Source organism: Escherichia sp. S10b, from assembly GCF_028421345.1.
Lineage (GTDB): Bacteria > Pseudomonadota > Gammaproteobacteria > Enterobacterales > Enterobacteriaceae > ECMA0423.
Window position 1 is genome coordinate 1 of record NZ_JAHZSO010000163.1, and the last position, 18,266, is coordinate 18,266.

At 51.2% G+C, this 18,266-nt stretch carries 17 protein-coding genes and 4 pseudogenes; 5 read left to right on the plus strand and 16 right to left on the minus strand.

The features are described from left to right. Nucleotides 1–73 precede the first annotated feature (73 nt). Both FTE26_RS12535 and FTE26_RS12540 read left to right on the plus strand, forming a co-directional pair. Nucleotides 74–589: pseudogene (locus FTE26_RS12535) on the plus strand (hypothetical protein); the annotation flags it as partial. 171 nt (nucleotides 590–760) lie between these two features. Continuing rightward, nucleotides 761–1,090 carry a DUF496 family protein gene (locus FTE26_RS12540; RefSeq protein WP_000450409.1) on the plus strand — a complete coding sequence of 110 codons (330 nt, stop codon included), beginning with the start codon at nucleotides 761–763 and terminating at the stop codon, nucleotides 1,088–1,090. A gap of 100 nt (nucleotides 1,091–1,190) precedes the next feature. On the opposite strand, the gene FTE26_RS12545 is transcribed toward FTE26_RS12540, so the two are convergent. Further along, the gene (locus FTE26_RS12545) at nucleotides 1,191–1,373 is read right to left on the minus strand and encodes a EutP/PduV family microcompartment system protein (protein WP_001016348.1); all 183 of its coding nucleotides are present in this window, start codon (nucleotides 1,371–1,373) and stop codon (nucleotides 1,191–1,193) included. 71 nt (nucleotides 1,374–1,444) lie between these two features. On the opposite strand from FTE26_RS12545, the pseudogene FTE26_RS12550 reads away from it, so the two are divergent. Continuing rightward, nucleotides 1,445–1,573: pseudogene (locus FTE26_RS12550) on the plus strand (transposase domain-containing protein); the annotation flags it as partial. 288 nt (nucleotides 1,574–1,861) lie between these two features. On the opposite strand, the pseudogene FTE26_RS12555 reads toward FTE26_RS12550, so the two are convergent. From FTE26_RS12555 to FTE26_RS12615, 13 genes and pseudogenes are all read right to left on the minus strand, one after another. After that, nucleotides 1,862–1,954 (minus strand): annotated as a pseudogene (locus tag FTE26_RS12555) (DUF957 domain-containing protein); the annotation flags it as partial. 33 nt (nucleotides 1,955–1,987) lie between these two features. After that, nucleotides 1,988–2,182, minus strand: coding sequence for a DUF5983 family protein (locus FTE26_RS12560; protein WP_000988600.1), 195 nt, complete (start codon nucleotides 2,180–2,182; stop codon nucleotides 1,988–1,990). Continuing rightward, nucleotides 2,179–2,553 (minus strand): type IV toxin-antitoxin system cytoskeleton-binding toxin CbtA, encoded by a 375-nt coding sequence (gene cbtA / locus FTE26_RS12565; protein WP_000854814.1) that lies wholly within the window; start codon nucleotides 2,551–2,553, stop codon nucleotides 2,179–2,181. The genes FTE26_RS12560 and cbtA overlap by 4 nt, the downstream gene beginning before the upstream one ends. Before the next feature lie 88 nt (nucleotides 2,554–2,641). Next, nucleotides 2,642–3,010, minus strand: a complete 369-nt coding sequence (cbeA, locus tag FTE26_RS12570) for a type IV toxin-antitoxin system cytoskeleton bundling-enhancing antitoxin CbeA (RefSeq protein ID WP_001285585.1) — start codon at nucleotides 3,008–3,010, stop codon at nucleotides 2,642–2,644. Nucleotides 3,011–3,083: 73 nt separating this feature from the next. Continuing rightward, nucleotides 3,084–3,305, minus strand: a complete 222-nt coding sequence (locus tag FTE26_RS12575; protein WP_000692323.1) for a DUF987 domain-containing protein — start codon at nucleotides 3,303–3,305, stop codon at nucleotides 3,084–3,086. Between the two features lie 62 nt (nucleotides 3,306–3,367). Then, nucleotides 3,368–3,844: a JAB domain-containing protein gene (locus FTE26_RS12580; RefSeq protein WP_001186726.1), complete on the minus strand. Its 477-nt coding sequence runs from the start codon at nucleotides 3,842–3,844 to the stop codon at nucleotides 3,368–3,370. A 15-nt stretch (nucleotides 3,845–3,859) separates the two neighbouring features. Further along, on the minus strand, nucleotides 3,860–4,339 hold the full coding sequence (locus FTE26_RS12585; RefSeq protein ID WP_077717789.1) for an antirestriction protein: 480 nt from the start codon (nucleotides 4,337–4,339) through the stop codon (nucleotides 3,860–3,862). 81 nt (nucleotides 4,340–4,420) lie between these two features. Then, the gene (locus FTE26_RS12590) at nucleotides 4,421–5,239 is read right to left on the minus strand and encodes a DUF932 domain-containing protein (protein ID WP_001234629.1); all 819 of its coding nucleotides are present in this window, start codon (nucleotides 5,237–5,239) and stop codon (nucleotides 4,421–4,423) included. A 99-nt stretch (nucleotides 5,240–5,338) separates the two neighbouring features. After that, on the minus strand, nucleotides 5,339–5,572 hold the full coding sequence (locus tag FTE26_RS12595) for a DUF905 family protein (protein WP_001119729.1): 234 nt from the start codon (nucleotides 5,570–5,572) through the stop codon (nucleotides 5,339–5,341). A 78-nt stretch (nucleotides 5,573–5,650) separates the two neighbouring features. Then, nucleotides 5,651–6,105, minus strand: a pseudogene (locus tag FTE26_RS12600) (IrmA family protein). A gap of 75 nt (nucleotides 6,106–6,180) precedes the next feature. Next, nucleotides 6,181–8,697 (minus strand): hypothetical protein, encoded by a 2,517-nt coding sequence (locus tag FTE26_RS12605; RefSeq protein ID WP_001348608.1) that lies wholly within the window; start codon nucleotides 8,695–8,697, stop codon nucleotides 6,181–6,183. Between the two features lie 120 nt (nucleotides 8,698–8,817). Beyond that, nucleotides 8,818–11,937, minus strand: coding sequence for an autotransporter adhesin Ag43 (gene agn43, locus FTE26_RS12610; protein WP_021566425.1), 3,120 nt, complete (start codon nucleotides 11,935–11,937; stop codon nucleotides 8,818–8,820). A 327-nt stretch (nucleotides 11,938–12,264) separates the two neighbouring features. Then, the gene (locus FTE26_RS12615; protein ID WP_001069680.1) at nucleotides 12,265–13,137 is read right to left on the minus strand and encodes a GTPase family protein; all 873 of its coding nucleotides are present in this window, start codon (nucleotides 13,135–13,137) and stop codon (nucleotides 12,265–12,267) included. A gap of 1,230 nt (nucleotides 13,138–14,367) precedes the next feature. On the opposite strand from FTE26_RS12615, the gene FTE26_RS12620 reads away from it, so the two are divergent. Continuing rightward, the gene (locus tag FTE26_RS12620) at nucleotides 14,368–15,852 is read left to right on the plus strand and encodes a YfjI family protein (protein ID WP_001297234.1); all 1,485 of its coding nucleotides are present in this window, start codon (nucleotides 14,368–14,370) and stop codon (nucleotides 15,850–15,852) included. A gap of 321 nt (nucleotides 15,853–16,173) precedes the next feature. Here the strand turns inward: FTE26_RS12620 and FTE26_RS12625 are convergent, their stop codons facing one another. Together FTE26_RS12625 and FTE26_RS12630 are read right to left on the minus strand one after the other, a co-directional pair. Then, nucleotides 16,174–16,776, minus strand: a complete 603-nt coding sequence (locus FTE26_RS12625) for a hypothetical protein (RefSeq protein WP_000804452.1) — start codon at nucleotides 16,774–16,776, stop codon at nucleotides 16,174–16,176. An 86-nt stretch (nucleotides 16,777–16,862) separates the two neighbouring features. Next, the gene (locus FTE26_RS12630; protein WP_000957424.1) at nucleotides 16,863–17,069 is read right to left on the minus strand and encodes a helix-turn-helix transcriptional regulator; all 207 of its coding nucleotides are present in this window, start codon (nucleotides 17,067–17,069) and stop codon (nucleotides 16,863–16,865) included. A 758-nt stretch (nucleotides 17,070–17,827) separates the two neighbouring features. Here FTE26_RS12630 and FTE26_RS12635 point away from each other — a divergent pair. Then, nucleotides 17,828–17,977, plus strand: a complete 150-nt coding sequence (locus tag FTE26_RS12635) for an Hha/YmoA family nucleoid-associated regulatory protein (RefSeq protein WP_052318419.1) — start codon at nucleotides 17,828–17,830, stop codon at nucleotides 17,975–17,977. Nucleotides 17,978–18,266 lie beyond the last annotated feature (289 nt).

Genomic DNA, 18,266 nt, shown 5'->3' on the forward strand with positions numbered 1-18,266 from the left:
CAGCGCCTGACGGCGCTGTGTCTGGCATGCCTGCAATCCGGGAAACCGGACCAGGAAAAAACTTGCAGGCCATAACAGTATCTATCAATCTGCATTCTCACCGAACTTACTCGAACGCCCACGTCTGGAAAGCCATCTACAAAAACTCCTGACCGATGCCGTGAAAATGCGTGGACTGATTGCGCCCGCCAGCAAAGAAACCCGTATTCCAAAATCGATATATGAAGGTATCCAGACCATTAACCGCAATCTGGTTTGTATGCTGGAGTTGCAAATCAATGCATACTGGGCCACGCGCCCCAGCCATTTCGTGTTATTGAACGCGCAAAAACTTCGTGATACCCAGCACATGATGCAGCAAATACTGCTGAGCCTTGTTCATGCGCTGTACGAAGGTAATCCGCAGCCGGTTTTTGCCAATACGGAAAAATTGAACGATGCTGTGGAAGAGCTGCGTCAGTTGCTCAATAACCACCATGACCTGAAGGTTGTGGAAACACCAATCTATGGTTATGTGTGGCTGAACATGGAAACGGCGCATCAGCTTGAGTTGCTATCGAATCTGATTTGCCGGGCCTTGCGCAAATAATTCCTGAACTTCAGAATCATCTTGCTGCTGCTTCGATTCAGCAAGGATAAAGGGTATGATAGTGAAAAGGGATAAAAGCATTGTCATCTGCGGCAGCTATGAGTAATGTTGGCCCTAACGAATAGCGGTTGCTTAAACGAATCCGACTCTCACATTATCAGGGGTATAAAAATGGAAACTACCAAGCCTTCATTCCAGGACGTACTGGAATTTGTTCGTCTGTTCCGTCGTAAGAACAAACTGCAACGTGAAATTCAGGACGTTGAGAAAAAGATCCGTGACAACCAGAAGCGCGTCCTGCTGCTGGACAACCTGAGCGATTACATCAAGCCGGGGATGAGCGTTGAAGCAATCCAGGGCATCATCGCCAGCATGAAAGGTGACTATGAAGATCGCGTTGACGATTACATCATCAAAAATGCCGAGCTCTCCAAAGAACGCCGCGATATCTCCAAAAAGCTGAAAGCTATGGGCGAAATGAAAAACGGCGAAGCGAAGTAATTCCCGTTTTATTCAATGAGGGTTGCCCGGCAACCCTCATTGCTCATTGATTCTTATCTGTGTATCACCGTCATCATTCTCATCCGAGAACCAATCGAAATTAACAACAGCCTTCTTCTGTATGCAGCAAGGCAAAAAGTTCTGTAACTCCATTGTTATTAACTGCACTGGTTACTAACACGTTGTGCGCTCCAGCTTCCCGTAACCAACTTTTCACCAAAGATATTTGTTCCATGCTGGCTAAATCTGCTTTGGTTACTACTCCAATGACCGGGTGATTCATGGCCCGGTAGGGCGTTTTTACCTCTAATTCCTGCTTCAGCGCTGAGATTCCTGCTTGTTGCCAGAAAAGCAGGCACCTGCCGTCTGAACGGTATCGATCCGGAAGCGTATCTGCGCCATATTCTGAGCATACTGCCGGAATGGCCCTCCAACCGTGTTGACGAACTCCTGCCATGGAACGTAGTTCTCACCAATAAATAAGCGTCAATACGGTGCTCCGTTGACGCTTACTTTAATCCGTTTTCTGAGCTTAGATTTTTCTGTTCCTACCCAGACCGTGGATTTGGAATTCATTTTTTGTCAGGTCAATGCTAATCGTTAAAACGGCCATAACGCACCACCACTGGAAGGTTTATCAGTAATATCCTACCGTTGCTTCATGGTCGGGGCGTCCATTCCATTATTATCGGTTTTCCTTTCTGTTTATAAATGAAAACGCCAGCTGTATTCAGGCTGGCGTCAGGAGAAATGAAGCCTGTTGAGTGAGATTCACCGGTTCTGGTGCAGAAGCTGCAGATGGCGCAGGGTAAGGACATCTTCTCTTGCCTGCTTAATACAGGACAACAGTGCTGTTTCTGTGGTTAATGGCACTATACCCTGTATCACTGCATTGTCTTACAGCAACTGGTGAGGGCTGGCATAAGTTGCCGGTGTTTCGGTAGAGTCACGGTCATCCACCACGCGGAGTGAATAACCGTTTTCAGCGGCCTTATTAATCAGTTCAGTGATATTAACACCATCAATGTCAACGACAATGTGCCCCATATCCAGCGCCTGTACGTTAACGCTGTCGGCTTCCAGTGTCATCATTTCGCCTCCGGATACTTACCCAGGGTAATGTTATTTACCGTTCTGTAATTGTCGCGGGTCATCAGGCCGGTTGCCCGGCGTGCCCGGAGGATATCAATACTGTTTATTAACTGAGAGCGGGTACAGGCGCTGAATCCCGGCTGGTCGGTACGCACCAGCGCGTATTTTTCCACGAGAAAGTTCACCGCATCACACAGTGAAATGCCTGCCTCAATATGCTGCTCAATCACACGTTCATCGGCAAAAGGTGTGTCATTCAGTGTGAGGCCATAGTGCTGGTCCAGCAGTCGGGACAGCAGTATCTGCCAGATTTCAACAGGAGACGGGCGAGAACTGGCCGCCTGCCCGGGTAATACAGGTAATGTTTTCATACTGAAGATTTTCCTGATATGCAGATATAAAAATGGAAAAGTGGCGTGGTGAAAACACCAGGCCGTAGCAGAAGGCTATTCTGGAGAGTTAATTTTTCATTTCGGGCGTCGGATAAACAGCCAGATAAACGTAACCACAACTGCTGAGGGTATCGGCTTTGCAGGTCAGCCCTTTTGCATACAGCGTGACGGTATGCTGATGGCGGGGATTCAGTTCACCGCTGGTGAGCATGAGTTCCAGTTGTTTCATCAGCAGCGGAAAGGCCTGGTCCAGGTGGTACGCATCTGCATCGCTGAACAGGCCTCTGATACCGGCGCGGTCGGCAAGGTAATGCAACCGGTTACCCTCCTGCACCAGACGTGCCCCGAAACAGGGCGTCACGGTGCAGGGCAGCCCCCACCAGGGGCGGTCGTGATTGTCGTCGGGAAGTGTTGTCCCGGGGAGTGTGTCTGACACGATAAAATCCTTACAGAAAATCGGCTAAGAATGGTCCGGTAGTGGCGATAATTCTGCTCATCAGAATTCCCACTCAGTTCAGGGTGACGCTCATCAGCCGGACATACGGACCAAAACTGTCCTTACGGCGTTCAGCAAACACGGCCAGCACACCGGGAATATCCTGCACTTCACGACCGGTATACGCTTCAGCACTGCCGTGCCAGCGGTATTTACCGGTACAGAACGGAAAAAGACGGGATGTCGGATGTTGTTGGTGAATACGCATGGCTTCACCACGGGTGATAATTTTCATAATGGGATACCTCTGAAGACAGAAGATAAAAGTGAAAACAGGTGTGATGTGGTTGTGAAGGGTTAAAGCAGACCATGTTCGGCAAAGGAGAAAACCTGGTTGCCACCGACTATCAGATGGTCCGGCACCCGGATATCCACCAGGCCCAGTGCCTGTACCAGACGTTCGGTGATAAGCCGGTCTGCCTTACTGGGTGTGACTTCACCGGACGGGTGATTGTGTGCCAGTACCACGGCAGCGGCATTGTGGTACAGGGCGCGTTTAATCACTTCCCGGGGATGGACTTCCGTGCGGTTGATGGTGCCGGTGAAGAGGGTTTCACCGGCAATCAGCTGATTCTGGTTGTTCAGATACAGCACCCGGAATTCTTCACGCTCCAGTCCCGCCATGTTCAGAATCAGCCATTCCCGTGCTGCACGGGTGGAGGTGAAGGCCACGCCGGGTTCATGAAGATGGCGGTCCAGGGTTTTCAGAGCCCGCAGAATGAGGCTGCGCTCGCCGGGCGTCATCTCTCCGGGCAGAAAGGAAAGTTGTTGCATTGTGCTTCTCTCCATTCAGTCGATGATGCGCATAATGGCGCTGCATTCCGGATGCTGCAGGGCGTAATCCCGCAACCGGTAATAATGGACCGTCATGGCATAATTCTCCGTACGACAGGCATGATGACTGTACGTCATCAGACAGGCGGCAATACCGGCGGCTTCCGGGCTCATTTCTGCGCGGTTACCGTTCATGGCACTGAACAGTACCCATGTTTCGTCATCATCGTCATCCGGTTCGGGTGCCATAAATGCCCCGCCGTTGTTCAGGGTGTACAGATTACAGATACCACCGCAGTAGTCTTCGCACAGACGGTCCATCCAGCCGAAGACACGGGGCTCCAGGGTCACCCACTGTGGAATGAGGCCAAAATGCTGCGGCCAGAAGCTGATGCGCTGTTCATCAGGGACGAGGCTGGCAACCAACTGAGGCGGATTATTCTCTGGTGTTGTAGCTGAATAAATTGTGGGGGTATTCTGAGAAACGGTTTTCATGAGATAACTCCTTAAATAACAAATAAATGTGTGTTTTTCAGGAACGAAAGCTGAATGATTCCCTCACTCAGGGAAACGGCATCAGCGCAGGCTCTCCAGCATCGTTTCTGCCATCACCCACAATGCGCGATTGAGCTTAATGTCGGTATCAATGCTGTGAATGGCCCGGGTATGGATACGTTTTCCTTTTGCACTGCGACCGGAAATCCCGCCTTTCAGCATATTCTCCTGGATGGTCTGATATGCGCTCCACAGGTCCTTACCGTAATCCTCCCGGCGTCGCGGCGTCAGAATGTCGGCGGTGGTGACGGGCTGATGTTCGTCACCATAACGGTAAGTCAGTGCCGCCTGTGCCAGCGCCTGGCGTGCCGGTGGCGGCAGGACCAGCGACTGCATGGCATCACGCTTCTCCTCTATCCGGTCAAACACGCCCACCACCTCGTAAGCCCCTTCAATGACTCTGTCCACCACATTTCCCCGGTGCGGAACACGTACTTCCCCCAGAGACTGACCACAGACGCAGCCGTTCTGGCAGACGAACCTGAAGTACCCCGGCAGCATCTGGTAGCTGGAGGTACCGTCATGAGAGTTGAGCAGAATAATTTCAGGGACATGTTCTCCGTTTATCTCTCCGGCCCGCCGCAGACGCAGCATGTGTTTTGTGTATCCCCGGCGGCCCGGGTCGCGCACACGGGTCTGGCAGGCGAAGAATGGCTGAAAGCCTTCCCGCTGCAGGCTTTCCAGTACGGTGATGGTGGGGATGTACGTATAGTTCTGGCTTCGGGACGTGTGTTTATCTTCCCCGAAAATCCCCGGCACATAGTGCATCAGTTCTTCGTGTGTCAGCGGACGGTCACGGCGTATCTGGTTCGCATAACCAAAACGACTGGCTAGTCGCATAATTTGCTCCTTATCGGTGGTTAAGATTTACTGGTGTAATAAATGAAAAAGCCACGTCTCCCGGAGAAGACGCGGCCTGATGGGTGAAATGAATGACGTTTATTGTCTGAGAAGACCGTCACTGGCGAGCCGCGTATTAAGCACCTTTCCGGCATCGGGTTCAGAATTCCGGCAGCGCCAGCGTCGCTGACCTTCCGCGTTGCGGATAACCCGACGGAAATGCATTCCCGGGTCATCCTGGATAAACACATTGCGGTAAGCGGTTATGACAGCAACCGCCTGCCCGTATGAGAAAGATCCTTCAGCCAGGACATACTCTGTGTAACCCGGCATATCTGTTTTCTCCTGATAAATAAAAAGCCTCTGCCACGCGTTGTGACAGAGGCTGAAGCATGAAACTGACTTCAGGGATCAGTTAACGTTTTTTCCGGAAACGGTAATCAGCAGTGGATGGTAGTCCTGGGGATTGAAAACCGATAACGGCAACTGACACGATGGCCGTTACTTTCTTCAGTTGCTTTAATGATTTCGGTTGTGGCGACATTTTCCACGCACTCCGTTTCCAGAAATGCGTCTGTGGTTCGCGTGGCATTACTGTCACCAAAAGCTTCCGTTTCCATTTTTCTGGTCACCAGCGTCTGACCATATTTGTCTTTGAGTTGCAGAGTGATGGTGAGGGGGCCAAATCCTTCATCGTTTCCGCCATTATCCAGCCGGAACTGGTAAGCACAAATATTTCCCGGGAGCCATATCGTATCTGTATTGCGTATACTGATGTAACGTTGATCCTGTGCCCGGAGTGGGGCAGACCACGTTAACCCCAGAATGAAGGCGGTAATCATGCAGGTTTTGAACAGGTGAATCATGGTATTTACCTCTCTGAGTCATGACGATGACACTGACAAATCAGGTGATAAAGCGTAAAAGGCGCAGAATAGCCGTTATGCCGGTAACTCCGGGGGTAATGCTTCTTCCAGTCGGTTAACCATATTGCCGAGATGGGATGCATCATATTCCATGACGGGGCGTTGCCTGATGATACTGACCACCAGTGGTTTGATTAACATATTGGTCGCGGCCCGTTGTTGTATACCGGCGGCGAAAATGATCTCCAGAGCATTCTGATCGATAACACGGGCCAGATTCTCGTTCAGATTTTCAATCTCATGTCCGGTCAGCAGGAAACTGCCGGCAAGCCATGTCACCTGCTCCTGAATCATTGCCAGAATTTTGACGCGATCTTCTTCAACCAGCGCTCCGGCAATTTTTCCTGATACAGCGGAGGCAATCATTCCCCCCAGAACACCGCCAACCACACGCCCTGTCAGTGCACCAAATGGTCCCAGTGGACTGAACAGTATCCCGCCCGCCACTGACCCGACAGCTCCACCTGCCACACCGGAAGATGCCACGGCAAGATTCCTGATGAACTGCGCACCGGAGATCCGTCCCCGCAACATTTTGATCATGTCAGGGCCGGTTGTGACAGCTACCAGTGCCAGAGATGTCACCAGCGTACCCTTCATTACTTTGTTCAGGGCACTGATATTTCCTGCACCGGTCCCCTTCTGAAGAGCCAGTCGGACAGTCGGGCTGGCAGTCGAAAAATCAATGTGCTTCAGCATACCCTGAACAACACTGAGCCGGTGGAGTTGCTGGGTTGTGACGTAGACAGCCAGTGTGCGGGTGAAGGTTTTTCCTGCCTGGACAGCAGCTGTCTGCAGGGCAGCATCGCGATCGCCGGTGCTGAGCCAGAAGACCGATGCCGTCAGGGCAAAACTGATCCCTCCGGCCGCCAGACTGACAACCGAACCCTCGGCAATATCATAAGTGACCGATTCGATGGTCCCGAACCGGGTGATATTACGGGCCTGAGTATAAGTCAGATGTCCCCGACGAATCAGCCGGGACGCTTCTGCGGGATCGGTTACACCGGGTACTTTACCTTCGCGGATCTTATTCCTCATGGTTTCAACAGCGCCGGCATACTGATCACGGGGGACTTCCAGTTGCATGGGGCCATTATTTCCCATGTAACGATACTGTCCGTTTTGTCCGTCGAATGCCGCACCGACGCTACGGGCTGCAGTTGAACAATATTTCGTCTGGATTTCTGTTCCGCTGACCAGTCTGTCTGCTCCATTTCTGGCATTATTATCACCGAGGATCCGTGCGTTTTTCAGACGGACTCTGTCGACAATATGGTTTCCCCGTTCAGCGGCAAACCCATGTCCCTGCCCTCCGGAAGCAAACATTTTCTCATTTGTACTCCAGGTTTCCGGCAGTTTCATGAGAATCAGACCATTCGCCGTTGCATCGGAAATAAAGCTGTTGTAAGGGCGTTCATAAATTTCCTGACACAGTGTTTCTGTTTCGCGACAAAGAGAGGAGCAGTACCATTCCGGATCCGGCTTATGATTTTCCGGGGCATGATGTACTTCTGTCAGCCCGCAGGAGGCACAGATACGAAGCTCATCCACGTGATGGAATGATACAAAACGGCGACCTTCTGAAAAGGGATACCAGTCACCGCCGTCCAGGCAACGATCGAGAAAATCGTCATTCGCTTCCGGTGATAAATTCAGGCGGTTCCGGAAGAGCGTTTTCAGTTCATCAGGTGTGAATGACAGGTTCTCTTTCAACTGTTCGTTAAACCCTGCCATGTTTCTTTCATACCAGGCATTGTTCAGTAACCAGTTTCCGTCTGCCAGTTCAAATTCCCTCAGCTCTCCCCGGGAAATCCGTTGAGAAATGAGCGTCAGCCAGATGCGCTCCGTCAGTGAGTCAGGAAGGCTGTAATCGTTTTGCAAACTGGTCAGCCACGATTTACTGTTGAGCACCGGTTGTTCTTCCAGTGTCTGGCTGATGGCACAGGTCAGTTTTTTCAGCGCCTGGATCTGGCTGGCCGCCCATAGCAGCGTCACTAATGCAGCCAGCCAGTACAACAACCCGCCCCACCACATCAGTGACGGTGAAATATCGTACTGTAACGCGATCAATGGTGCGCATGCAGAACACGCCATAAGGAAAAAGGCAGTATAAAAACAGCAGTAATACCCGTTAATTTCCTTGCTGATATCTTCTGGTGTGATCCCATTCTGCTGAATGTTTTTGATCTGCAGGGGAACAGCCAGCAGACCACCGGCGAGAGCGGTGGTCAGAATAAATTTCACAGAGTCAAAGGTGTGAGCCTCCAGCGCGATATGTTTACCATCAAGTCCCCACATGAAGCTGATGATCATTCCGGCAATCGTCAGAAATACGCCTGCCAGCCAGCGAATATGGAACAACCGGGTTATGCGTTCGGTGATATAGCCAGCCAGTAAGGCCGGGCCGAACAGACACAGCAATATGAGCCCTGCCAGCGCAGAAGCCGTGCTGATTAATGCTCTGAACAAAAGGCGAAGAATGGCAAATCCTGCGATCAGCAGGATCAGCGCGCCGACTATCTGTAACATAGTCACTCCGTGATGAATATCATGTTATTGTTAATGCCAGCGAATGTGGCGTTGAAGATCCGTTGCGCCGGTCCGGGTCCCGGTCATGATGACCGGGACCACAGAGAGGCGATGGTTCTGTCAGAAGGTCACATTCAGTGTGGCCTGACCGTTATACCCTTCAGCGCTGCTGCCGCTGACGCTGTGGGCATAACCGGCCTGAACGCCCAGGGTGATATTTTCCCGGACACGGGCTTCCAGTCCGGCCTGCAGGTCCAGTGATGTGCCATTCTGTGAGGGAGAGAACGTCATCCCGCTGCCTGCAGTGGAAGTCCCCACACGCATATCTCCCCGGGAGCTGAAGGTGCGGATAACAGAAGGCTGTACCCACCAGTTCACCGGTAATTCACTCACACTGTGTTTTGCACTGTCACGCAGGGGGGCACGGGATGAGGTGCCTTCGCCAAAGGTCATATCGTTGTGGCTGCCCAGACGGAAACCGGCACGCACATGTTGTGCACTGCCATGCCCGAACTTCACATAACCGGCGTTGTCCTTACCGTCATCCAGGGAAAGTCCCTGCCAGGTATACTGCAGTTGTGGCTCCAGCATCAGGTTGTCAGTGATACTGAAGGGCAGACCGGTTTCCAGTGAACCCAGCCAGCCCCAGCCCCGGGCGCGGAAGTCGTTATTGTCCGATGACGCTTTCATGCTGTGGCGGGTTCCCTGTGCCACAATGTCAGCCCACAGGCCGGAGGACGTGTGTACCAGATTCAGGTATCCGCCCAGACTGCCGGCATCATCCCGGACCGTGCCGGCGCGGGAACCGTCATCATCCTTAACATCAACGGAAGAATGGCCTGCAGCACCATACACTCCTGTCGTCAGTGACATACCGGCAACCTCTGTTCTGAGTAGGTCACCCTCCAGACGGACGAGGCCATAGCTGCCGCTGCTTTCCGGCGTGGCCCCACGGGCAATACCGCCATTGTTATCGTGACCGAGATGACCGCCCTGAATGCTGAGACGGACGCTGTTGTTTTCACCATTTACACCGGTCTGATGGCTGCGGGAGCCTGCCACAATCCGGTCATAGTCCATTGCCTGTGTCAGCATGGAGGCATACAGGGGGACTTCTGCACGATAAGCATTTTCACTGCGCAGATACCAGCTCTCATCACTGTCCCGGTTGAGGGAGTAGTTAAAGGCACCGGCCTGCAGCCTGTTCCCCTGGACAAAGGCCCCTTCCTCCGTGGTGGCACCGTTAATGGCTTCAACCACCTGAATACCCTTACCGCTGGTCGCCAGCCCCGACGCACTGTTGCCGGCGTTCACCAGGTTCAGGATGGTTTTTCCGGTTGCCCTGCCGCCGTCAATGACCAGTCTGTCAGCATTGTTCTGTGCCATATCCGGGCGTACACGCAGGCTGATGGTGCCATTCTGTCCGTTCAGGTTTTTCACTTTCAGGGTTGCCGGTACGAACTTCCCTGTGCGGGTGGAGGTGAAATGAATCTGTCCGGCATGGCTGAGGTCATCCACCACCGACTGCACCGTGGCGTTATCGGGGATATTCCAGGTGGCACCGGAGGCGAGAGTGACATTCGTGGGGTCAATGGCACCGTTCAGCACAGTGCTGCCGGTCAGCTTCAGGGCTGTACCGCGCTGAGCAATGACATCCGTGGTGACGGTACTGTCGTTCAGCGTCAGCGTGCCTTCATTCAGGTTGACGGCTTTCTGGGTGAGTGTGGTGTTGCTGACAGTGAGTGTGCCACTTCCTGATTTTTCCACGCTGCCGTTACCGGTGAGAGAGCCTCCCTGCAGGAGTGCATCGCCTTCACGGATGGTCAGGGTATCGTTGTTCACCGTCTTCCCGGAAAGGGTAAGTATGGCGCCGTTATTCAGCGTGGTGGTGCCCGCCAGTGTGCCGCCCCTGGCGGTGAACAGTCCGCCATTTACCGTGGTATCCGTGGCCGTATCACCGGCGTTCAGCGTGAATGAACTGCCTTTTTCCAGCATCAGGGCATCCGCCTGACCGCCTCCGATACTGAATGCCTTTCCGTCGCTCCGGGTACCACTGACAGCGGCACCGGAATCGGCCAGCAGTACACCGCCATTTCCCATGGATACGGTGGTGGCGGTGCCACCGTTGCGGACATCCAGCGTTCCGCCATCATCCACGCGGGTATTAGTGGCTGTGTGTCCGGTCAGCACATCCAGGCGTCCGCCATTTTCCAGTACGACATTATCAGCTTTACCCTCCACAACAGAGAATGCTCCCAGGCGGTTTATGCCGGTAACGGTTGCAGCCGTACTGGTAACCAGTGCGCCGCCCTGCTTCAGGGTGACATTCGTGGCTGTACCACCGGCGTCCACCTGCAGTCTGCCCTTCTGATTAACGGTGGTATTCCCGGCCACACCCCCGTTTTTGACAATCTGCCAGCCGTCACTGTTCACAACAGTGTCAGACGCTGTACCGCCGTTGTGCACATACTGGTATCCCCCATTCAGCGTGGTATCCAGTGCGTGACCATGTACAGTCTGGTCGCCGCCGGCATAAACCACAGTGGTATTTGCCGTTCCTTCAGCTCTCACAATCTGGCGACCGTTTTTATTGATGGTTGTGCGTACGGCATCCCCGCGAACAAACTGCCCGGTATCACCGTTTTCTGCATCCGGTCCCCCTTCCGCCCCGGTATTAACAACGGTATCCGTTGCCACTGTACCGGGCTTGACGACCTGCCAGCCCTTATCATTAATGACGGTTCCTGTGGCTATCGCCCCCTCATGCATCCACTGTTCGCCACCATTCAGCGTGGTGTTCACTGCCCGTCCCTGAAGGCTCTGTCCGCCTCCGGCACTGATAACCGTGTCTGAGACACTTCCACCGGGGTTCACTCTCTGAAGACCACCACTGGTGACAGTCGTTTTGTTGGCTGTTCCGCCATCCTGTACCCATTGCCCGCCGGTATTGGCCTCGTTATCCGGCCCATACTCCAGCCCGGTACTGATGGTCATTCCGTTGGTCGTACCGAAGACAATCTGGTTGTCATGATTTGCCAGTGTTCCGCCGTTCACGGTTTCTCCCGGGTGCACAACGATGTCAGCAGCCAGCACCGGGAGTGACGTGACTGCGGCAAGAGACAGTGCAACCGCCACACCGCCACGTTTACCCCGTGCGCGGGCCAGTTCGGAGGCAACCACGAAAGCGCCCGTAATGTGATTCCATACCAGCCTGTAGCAGGTATTCAGATGTCGTTTCATCAGCTTTTCCTTAGATTGAGGGTGAATAAAAAAGCCGGTACCCACAAACGTGGATACCGGCAGGTAAAGGGTTACAGTGCCGGAGGTCCGGCTGTGGGAGTTTCTGAATTGTGGTTCTGTTGTTCCCTGAATGTCTTTCTGTACGTATCTGTGCATGTTACTGACAAAGGTTATTATTAGCTTATCGATCGATATAAACGATCGATAAAATAGATATCGATCGTTTTATTCTATTATTGAGCTATTGCACGGACAAGAGAGACAGTAACGAAAACAGTGCTTTTGTGAGCAGACTCAGAGTCAGGGAGGGCATCAGTCACGACAGGTTCAGAAGAAAATCCAGTTCCATACCGCACGGGCAACAGAGACCACCGTGTCACGAACAGCGCGCAGGGCCGTACGGACAACAGAGGCAACACAGACGCTCTCCGCTGTGTCAAATATCCGGTCCACCGCACCGGTAAACTGTTCACGGGCCTGAGAGCGGACAGATTCCGTGCGCAGCTCGTCCTGCAGTCGGGTCATCAGGGGACTGGCGGCATGGTCGGGAAGCGCTGTCATGAGCGCACTGACCAGCGTATCCAGTTCCCAGCCGGTGCGGGCCGATACGGCCACAACCGGATGTACGGGCCGGAACAGACGGAATACCGCCTCCGTTTTTTCGCGAATATTCTGTGCCTGTGCAGGAGAAGGCTGAATACCGGCCATATCCCATTCATGGCAGGGCTCCGTTTTGTCGGCCTGCGTCACCACAAACAGTACCCGCTGATGTCCCCGGTGCAGGATGTGTCGCCAGAAATACTCATCCACAGACAGGGCACGGTCATCGGCTTTAATCAGCCACAGTACCAGGTCAAGTTCAGGCAGAATGTCACGGTACAGGGCCTCATACTCTGCATCCCTGTCCCGGCTCTCGCCCACCCCGGGCAGGTCAGTGATAACCATGCTGTGACCGTGGCCACTCAGACGGAAGCGCCGTACTTCCCGGGTGCCGGCGTGAACATCACTGACCGGGGTGACCTCCCCCTGAAATAGTGCATTACAGAGTGAGGATTTACCGGCCCCGCTTTTACCCATAATGCCAATCACGGGTTCGTGACGGGTGAGTTTGCGCAGATGTTCCAGGATGTGACGGGAAAGCGAGTAAGGCAGGGAGGAGAGCGGTTTTTCAATTGCCTCAATGGCATCAGACGGATTCATACATGTATTCCCGGTGAAAAAAGACAAAACCCCGCGCACCGGAAAGGTGGCGGGGGATTCACGGAGATAATATCTGTCTGAAATTGTTTTTAATCGATGGGATTGTTGCGTATTAACATGAAGGAGATCAGGACTTATCCGTTACTGGGTGATCTCCTTCCATGAAAATACGCCGTTATTGTTAAACAGCAGGCTGATTTCTCCGTAAAGGGGAAAATATTTATCGGCTGCATGATTATCAGGTGTGTCTGTGTTTACTGCTGTGAGTATTTTTCAGTGTATTGTGGGGGAGATGTCAGTGGGAGATATTAAATTTACATTTATAATTATCTTACTTCTTCTGTGTGTTTTTTATAAGAGTGCACACGTAATGATATCTGTTGATACCATGTGGTTAAGTGTTTCCCTTCCTGGTCATGCGTAATGATTAAATGCTTTTGTGACACCATTCTTCCGGTCTGAATATTTATCCCGTTCTTTTTTATTTGTGCAGTGATACTGTCGGAAGAGAATTCAGTAATGTGAGGTGTCCTGGTCAGGATAATATCTGCTGAGATATTATTAGTTGAGTGTGTTTTTACTGAGCAAAAGCTGGCTTTTAATTCCTGTACTGAAACACTGTCGCTCGTCCGGGGTTAACTGAAACTGGATGATGATGTAAAATGAAGGCTGTTTTTGTGTTTGTCGAAGAAGTGTTATTTTAATCCATTCTCATCATTGGCTGGCGATTATACAGAAGTATTTGAAGAAAAAATGGTGCATTTTATCTGCGTCAGCAGGGAGGAAGTATTTTATTGATGTATCAGTATTAAATGGTTTTTGTTATTTATAAATATGTCATCCTGTCCATAGAATATTGTACTCAGCATTCAGTGCAGGAACTGTAGTCTTCTTTATTTTATTCTTCTTCAGGAGGGGGGGGATTCCTGAAGGCGTTATTCCCGGTGTTCTGTTTATGATTCATCCCGGCAGGAAACCGGTATCTGCAATACCCGGGATGATGCTTTTTGTTCGTACGTGGTTGTGTAAAATTTGAATAGTGGATGTGCTCTGAAGGGAAGGAGGGGACACACAGATTCATTTTGTCTTTCTTCAGCAGCAAAACACACTGTGGTTATTATTTAACCATTAAATCAACAAAAATTTTTACCTCATATTGATTTGACTGCTATTTTTGCTATTAATAGCCAGAATTGCAGTGCTTTTATATCTGTGTATAGTGAGGTTACTATGTCATTCGGTCAGCCTTGTGATGAGTTTCCCCTGAGTTCGCTGCCTCCACTCATTCGTGATGCCGTTATTGAAGCTCAGCAAATTACGCAGGCTCCCCTTGGGCTTGTGGCAGCGTCTGCCCTGGGCGCTGTTTCACTTGTCTGCCAGAATCTGATTGATGTCTGCAGACTGAATACACTGCGGGGGCCGGTCTCTCTTTTTTTCCTGACGCTTGCCGAGTCCGGAGAACGAAAAACCGCAGTGGACAAATTATTAATGAAGCCCCTGTACCAGCAGGAGATGCAGTTATATTCCAGATACAAAAGTGAACTGGCTGTCTGGAAAAACAAGGAAGAGCTTTTAAAGGCTCAGAAAAAAGCATTGTTGTCAAAACTGAATAAAGAACTCCGCAAAGGCGCGGATGAGTCAGAAACCCTCAGACAACTGGAAGTACTTCAGAAAAACAGTGCGGAAGAACCTGTGAGGTATAAATTCATTTTTAATGATGCCACGACTGCGGCAATTAAGAATCAGCTTTGTGGTAAATGGCGTTCAGTGGGTATTATGTCAGATGAAGCCGGTATTATATTTGATGGATATACCCTGTCTGAGTTGCCTTTTATTAACAAAATGTGGGATGGCTCTGTATTGTCTGTGGACAGAAAGAATGAACCCGAACAGATGATTGAAAATGCCAGAATGACGTTATCCCTCATGGTGCAACCCGGTCTTTTTGACCGATATATGGAGCGAAAAGGTTCTGTTGCCAGGGACAGTGGTTTTCTTGCCCGTTGTCTTATCAGTAAACCTGCAACCACGCAGGGGAAACGCTTTATTAACGGAGCTGTGATTCCGGGAGGATCATTAACGGCATTTCATGAACGATTAATGGAACTGGCCAGAGGCAGTATTGAAAAATCCAGTGAGGATGAACGGTATTGTTTGCATTTTTCGCCTGAAGCGCAAAAAATATTTATTGAGCACTATAATGTTCTGGAGCAGGATTTATCCCCTTCCGGACCCTTAAGCCCGTTTCGGGGACATGTTTCAAAAAAAACAGAAAACATTGCAAGAATTGCAGCGTTATTTCAGTATTTCAGCTATGGTGAAGGGAAAATCTCTGCCGATATCATGACGTCTGCTGTCGTAATAAGTTCGTGGTACACAGATGAATATAAAAAATTATTTGCGTTACCTGATGAATCTGAACTGCAGCAGAAGGACGCCGAGGAGCTGTTCGACTGGCTCATTGAGGAGTGCCGCGGAGAATGCCCACCCCGTGTCAGGAAAAATTATATTCTCCAGTGTGGCCCGGGTCGGTTCAGAAACAGGAAAAAACTGAACGCATTGCTGAACATTCTTGAATCTCAGTTCAGGCTTTCTGTCGTGCCGGAAGGAAAAACCATGTATGTTCTGCTTCCCCAGATAGCCAGTTTAAAGTTGTCTGATGTCTCTGGTATTTTTACCTCGGGTTATCACTACAATAAGCTGAGAGCGAAGTAACCGGTGAGCAGTTTTTCTCCATTATGCTTCAGACTTAGATGATTGATTATTATGGGGATTTCATCACCGATATTCAGATGTATGAATATCGGTGATGAACTAAAGCTCAGGAGCTGCGTGGTGGTGATGAATCAACAGGCATATAACTGATACCCGCCGGTCAGAAGTTCCAGCCTGCGACTTTCCTGTCTGCGTGCCCGCAGTCCGGCGTTCAGGTGCAGCGTGTGACAGAACGCACGGAGAGCGAAACGGCAGGCAGACAGGCCGTTCAGTCAGCCCTGGCACCCTGCCCGGATACCAGCTTCCCTGAAACAACTGGCATCAGGTGCGCTTATCGTCAACCGTTGTGCGGTATGCCAGGAGCACGTACTGATCCATCAGATCCGTCAGTGCTGCGCTCTGCTTCTGACGGTTGATGATCCATTCCTCCAGCTCTTTTTCTGATTTCCGTTTCAGATTCTCCGTCCAGTCGTCAAGGCAGTTTCCGGTCATTAAATCAAGCCAGCAAAGCCAGACCAGTTTGAGGCGCAACTCCGTGCCACCAAACTGACGGAAGAGGCTGATCAGTTTATTTGCCAGCGAACGCTGCCTCAGACGTTCACATTCAGACAGGAGAATGCCTTCCAGCATCGGATGATGAACCAGCAGATGTTCACTGGTGCATAAATTCACTATCAGATCATCATCCAGGGGCGGCGTGGTCCGTTTGTCCGGACCATAAATCAGCCGGTGCAGACTCTGGGGTACGATGGCAATCTCCGGTTTTTCACCATTGAATGACACCCACCCGGGCGTCAGATTATGGAAGTAGTAGATATTCGGATGACACACGCCCCAGGATACGGCGTGCCGGGTGAAGCCGGTCAGCCATTTCTGGTAGCTTTCGTGGAGCAGCTCGTAACGGGTCTGATACTGTGGTTTCATTTTCATATTCCTCACGGGGGATAACAGGCAGCAGAACGCCGCCGGCAGGCCGGAGACTGCGTCTGTTGCAGATGAACGGTTAAGAATTACGGACGGGACTGTGCAATACGCGCCTGCAGCCAGGCTTCCACTTCGCTTTTCAGCCATCGGGAGCTGCGGCCCATTTTGATGGGCGCAGGAAAGTCACCATCCTTGATGAGTTTGTAAAACCACTTATCGGTCAGGCCGGTCAGTTGAGTGATAAATGCCATGTCGACCATCTGGTCATCCATCAGTGAAACTGGGGTGAGCATGAGAATGTTCCTCCGGATGTTGTTAAACCAGCCGGTGTGGTCATGAAAACAACGCACCACCTTCACCGGCATAACAACCGGGGAGAAACGTAAAAAATAATCGGGAATGTGACCGCCAGGAGATAAACGGGGAGGTTACGGTGGCTGAGCCGTACCGGTATGCCGGGTGGTTGTTACGAAACGATGCTTCCGCACGCGCGCGCGATAAAGAAGGGATGATTTTCGTGAGGAAGAGGGGAAAACTGGCGTTCTGATAATTGCAGAGTTATTTACGGGGCGGTTACGATGGGGCAGACCGTGTCCGGTGGGCAGGCGACAGGTATCACCGATGGGATAAGACTGTCTGATTGGTATTATAAATATATAAGAGAGATCAAACACATGAGATCAAATACATGAGTTCATATATGTGAAATAAACACGGTGAGTGTGATCAGTGGGCATGATGAGAACGCAGTAGCAACAGACTGCGCTATCCCTGATAGCTGGCGTATAACCCGCGTATATAAAACGTATCTGCAATGTACGTGAACAGAGTGCATTAAGCATCCGTCTGAGCGGTAAACATATCCGACCTGGTGAGTGACAGTCTGAGAGACCGGTTAAGTGGTGGCTCGGGAGTAATGAGTTTGGGGTGGGTACCAGAATGCCAGTCTGGCGGTATGCTGACAGTATCACGTTAATTGCAGCATAAAGTGATGAGAGGCTAATGGAAGTTAAAACCAAAGCAGTTCCGTCGTTGTTCATCCCGGGAGACGCTGGAAAAAGTGATTTCCCACACGCGTTATAAACTTACCTCTGCGGAACTGGAAGCCTTCAACTCTGTGGTTGATCACTGGCTGGCAGAACTGACAATGAACAAGCTTTACGATCGTGTTCCCGCTTCAGTCTGGAAATATGTCATCTGAGCGTTCGGTAATCACAACTGCATCGCACCAGGTGTTATCCGCTTTGTGATTCTTATTGGCTCTTCTCAGGTTATTAAAAGCTGAATATGTTCCTGTTGTCGGGAACCAGGATAATACCGGGAACGTTAAGCGGTATAGCGACAACAAAGAATTCGAAATCAAAAGGGAATGGTGCCGGAGGCGTGGGCGGTAATGGGCTGATTTTCAGGTATTACCGGCTTACAGCGTGTGGTTGATATTGAGGGGCTGTGAGTTTCGCGGTAAGCGACTCGTCAGAACCGTATTGATA

Bases quoted from the DNA above. Each gene is read 5' to 3' on its own strand.
- FTE26_RS12630 (WP_000957424.1), bottom strand. From the start codon at position 17,069: ATGCTCACCCCAGTTTCACTGATGGATGACCAGATGGTCGACATGGCA.
- FTE26_RS12605 (WP_001348608.1), bottom strand. From the start codon at position 8,697: ATGTTACAGATAGTCGGCGCGCTGATCCTGCTGATCGCAGGATTTGCC.
- FTE26_RS12615 (WP_001069680.1), bottom strand. From the start codon at position 13,137: ATGAATCCGTCTGATGCCATTGAGGCAATTGAAAAACCGCTCTCCTCC.
- FTE26_RS12590 (WP_001234629.1), bottom strand. From the start codon at position 5,239: ATGCGACTAGCCAGTCGTTTTGGTTATGCGAACCAGATACGCCGTGAC.
- FTE26_RS12545 (WP_001016348.1), bottom strand. From the start codon at position 1,373: ATGAATCACCCGGTCATTGGAGTAGTAACCAAAGCAGATTTAGCCAGC.
- FTE26_RS12620 (WP_001297234.1), top strand. From the start codon at position 14,368: ATGTCATTCGGTCAGCCTTGTGATGAGTTTCCCCTGAGTTCGCTGCCT.
- agn43 (WP_021566425.1), bottom strand. From the start codon at position 11,937: ATGAAACGACATCTGAATACCTGCTACAGGCTGGTATGGAATCACATT.
- FTE26_RS12560 (WP_000988600.1), bottom strand. From the start codon at position 2,182: ATGATGACACTGGAAGCCGACAGCGTTAACGTACAGGCGCTGGATATG.
- FTE26_RS12595 (WP_001119729.1), bottom strand. From the start codon at position 5,572: ATGCCGGGTTACACAGAGTATGTCCTGGCTGAAGGATCTTTCTCATAC.
- FTE26_RS12575 (WP_000692323.1), bottom strand. From the start codon at position 3,305: ATGAAAATTATCACCCGTGGTGAAGCCATGCGTATTCACCAACAACAT.
- FTE26_RS12625 (WP_000804452.1), bottom strand. From the start codon at position 16,776: ATGAAACCACAGTATCAGACCCGTTACGAGCTGCTCCACGAAAGCTAC.
- FTE26_RS12540 (WP_000450409.1), top strand. From the start codon at position 761: ATGGAAACTACCAAGCCTTCATTCCAGGACGTACTGGAATTTGTTCGT.
- cbtA (WP_000854814.1), bottom strand. From the start codon at position 2,553: ATGAAAACATTACCTGTATTACCCGGGCAGGCGGCCAGTTCTCGCCCG.
- FTE26_RS12585 (WP_077717789.1), bottom strand. From the start codon at position 4,339: ATGAAAACCGTTTCTCAGAATACCCCCACAATTTATTCAGCTACAACA.
- FTE26_RS12580 (WP_001186726.1), bottom strand. From the start codon at position 3,844: ATGCAACAACTTTCCTTTCTGCCCGGAGAGATGACGCCCGGCGAGCGC.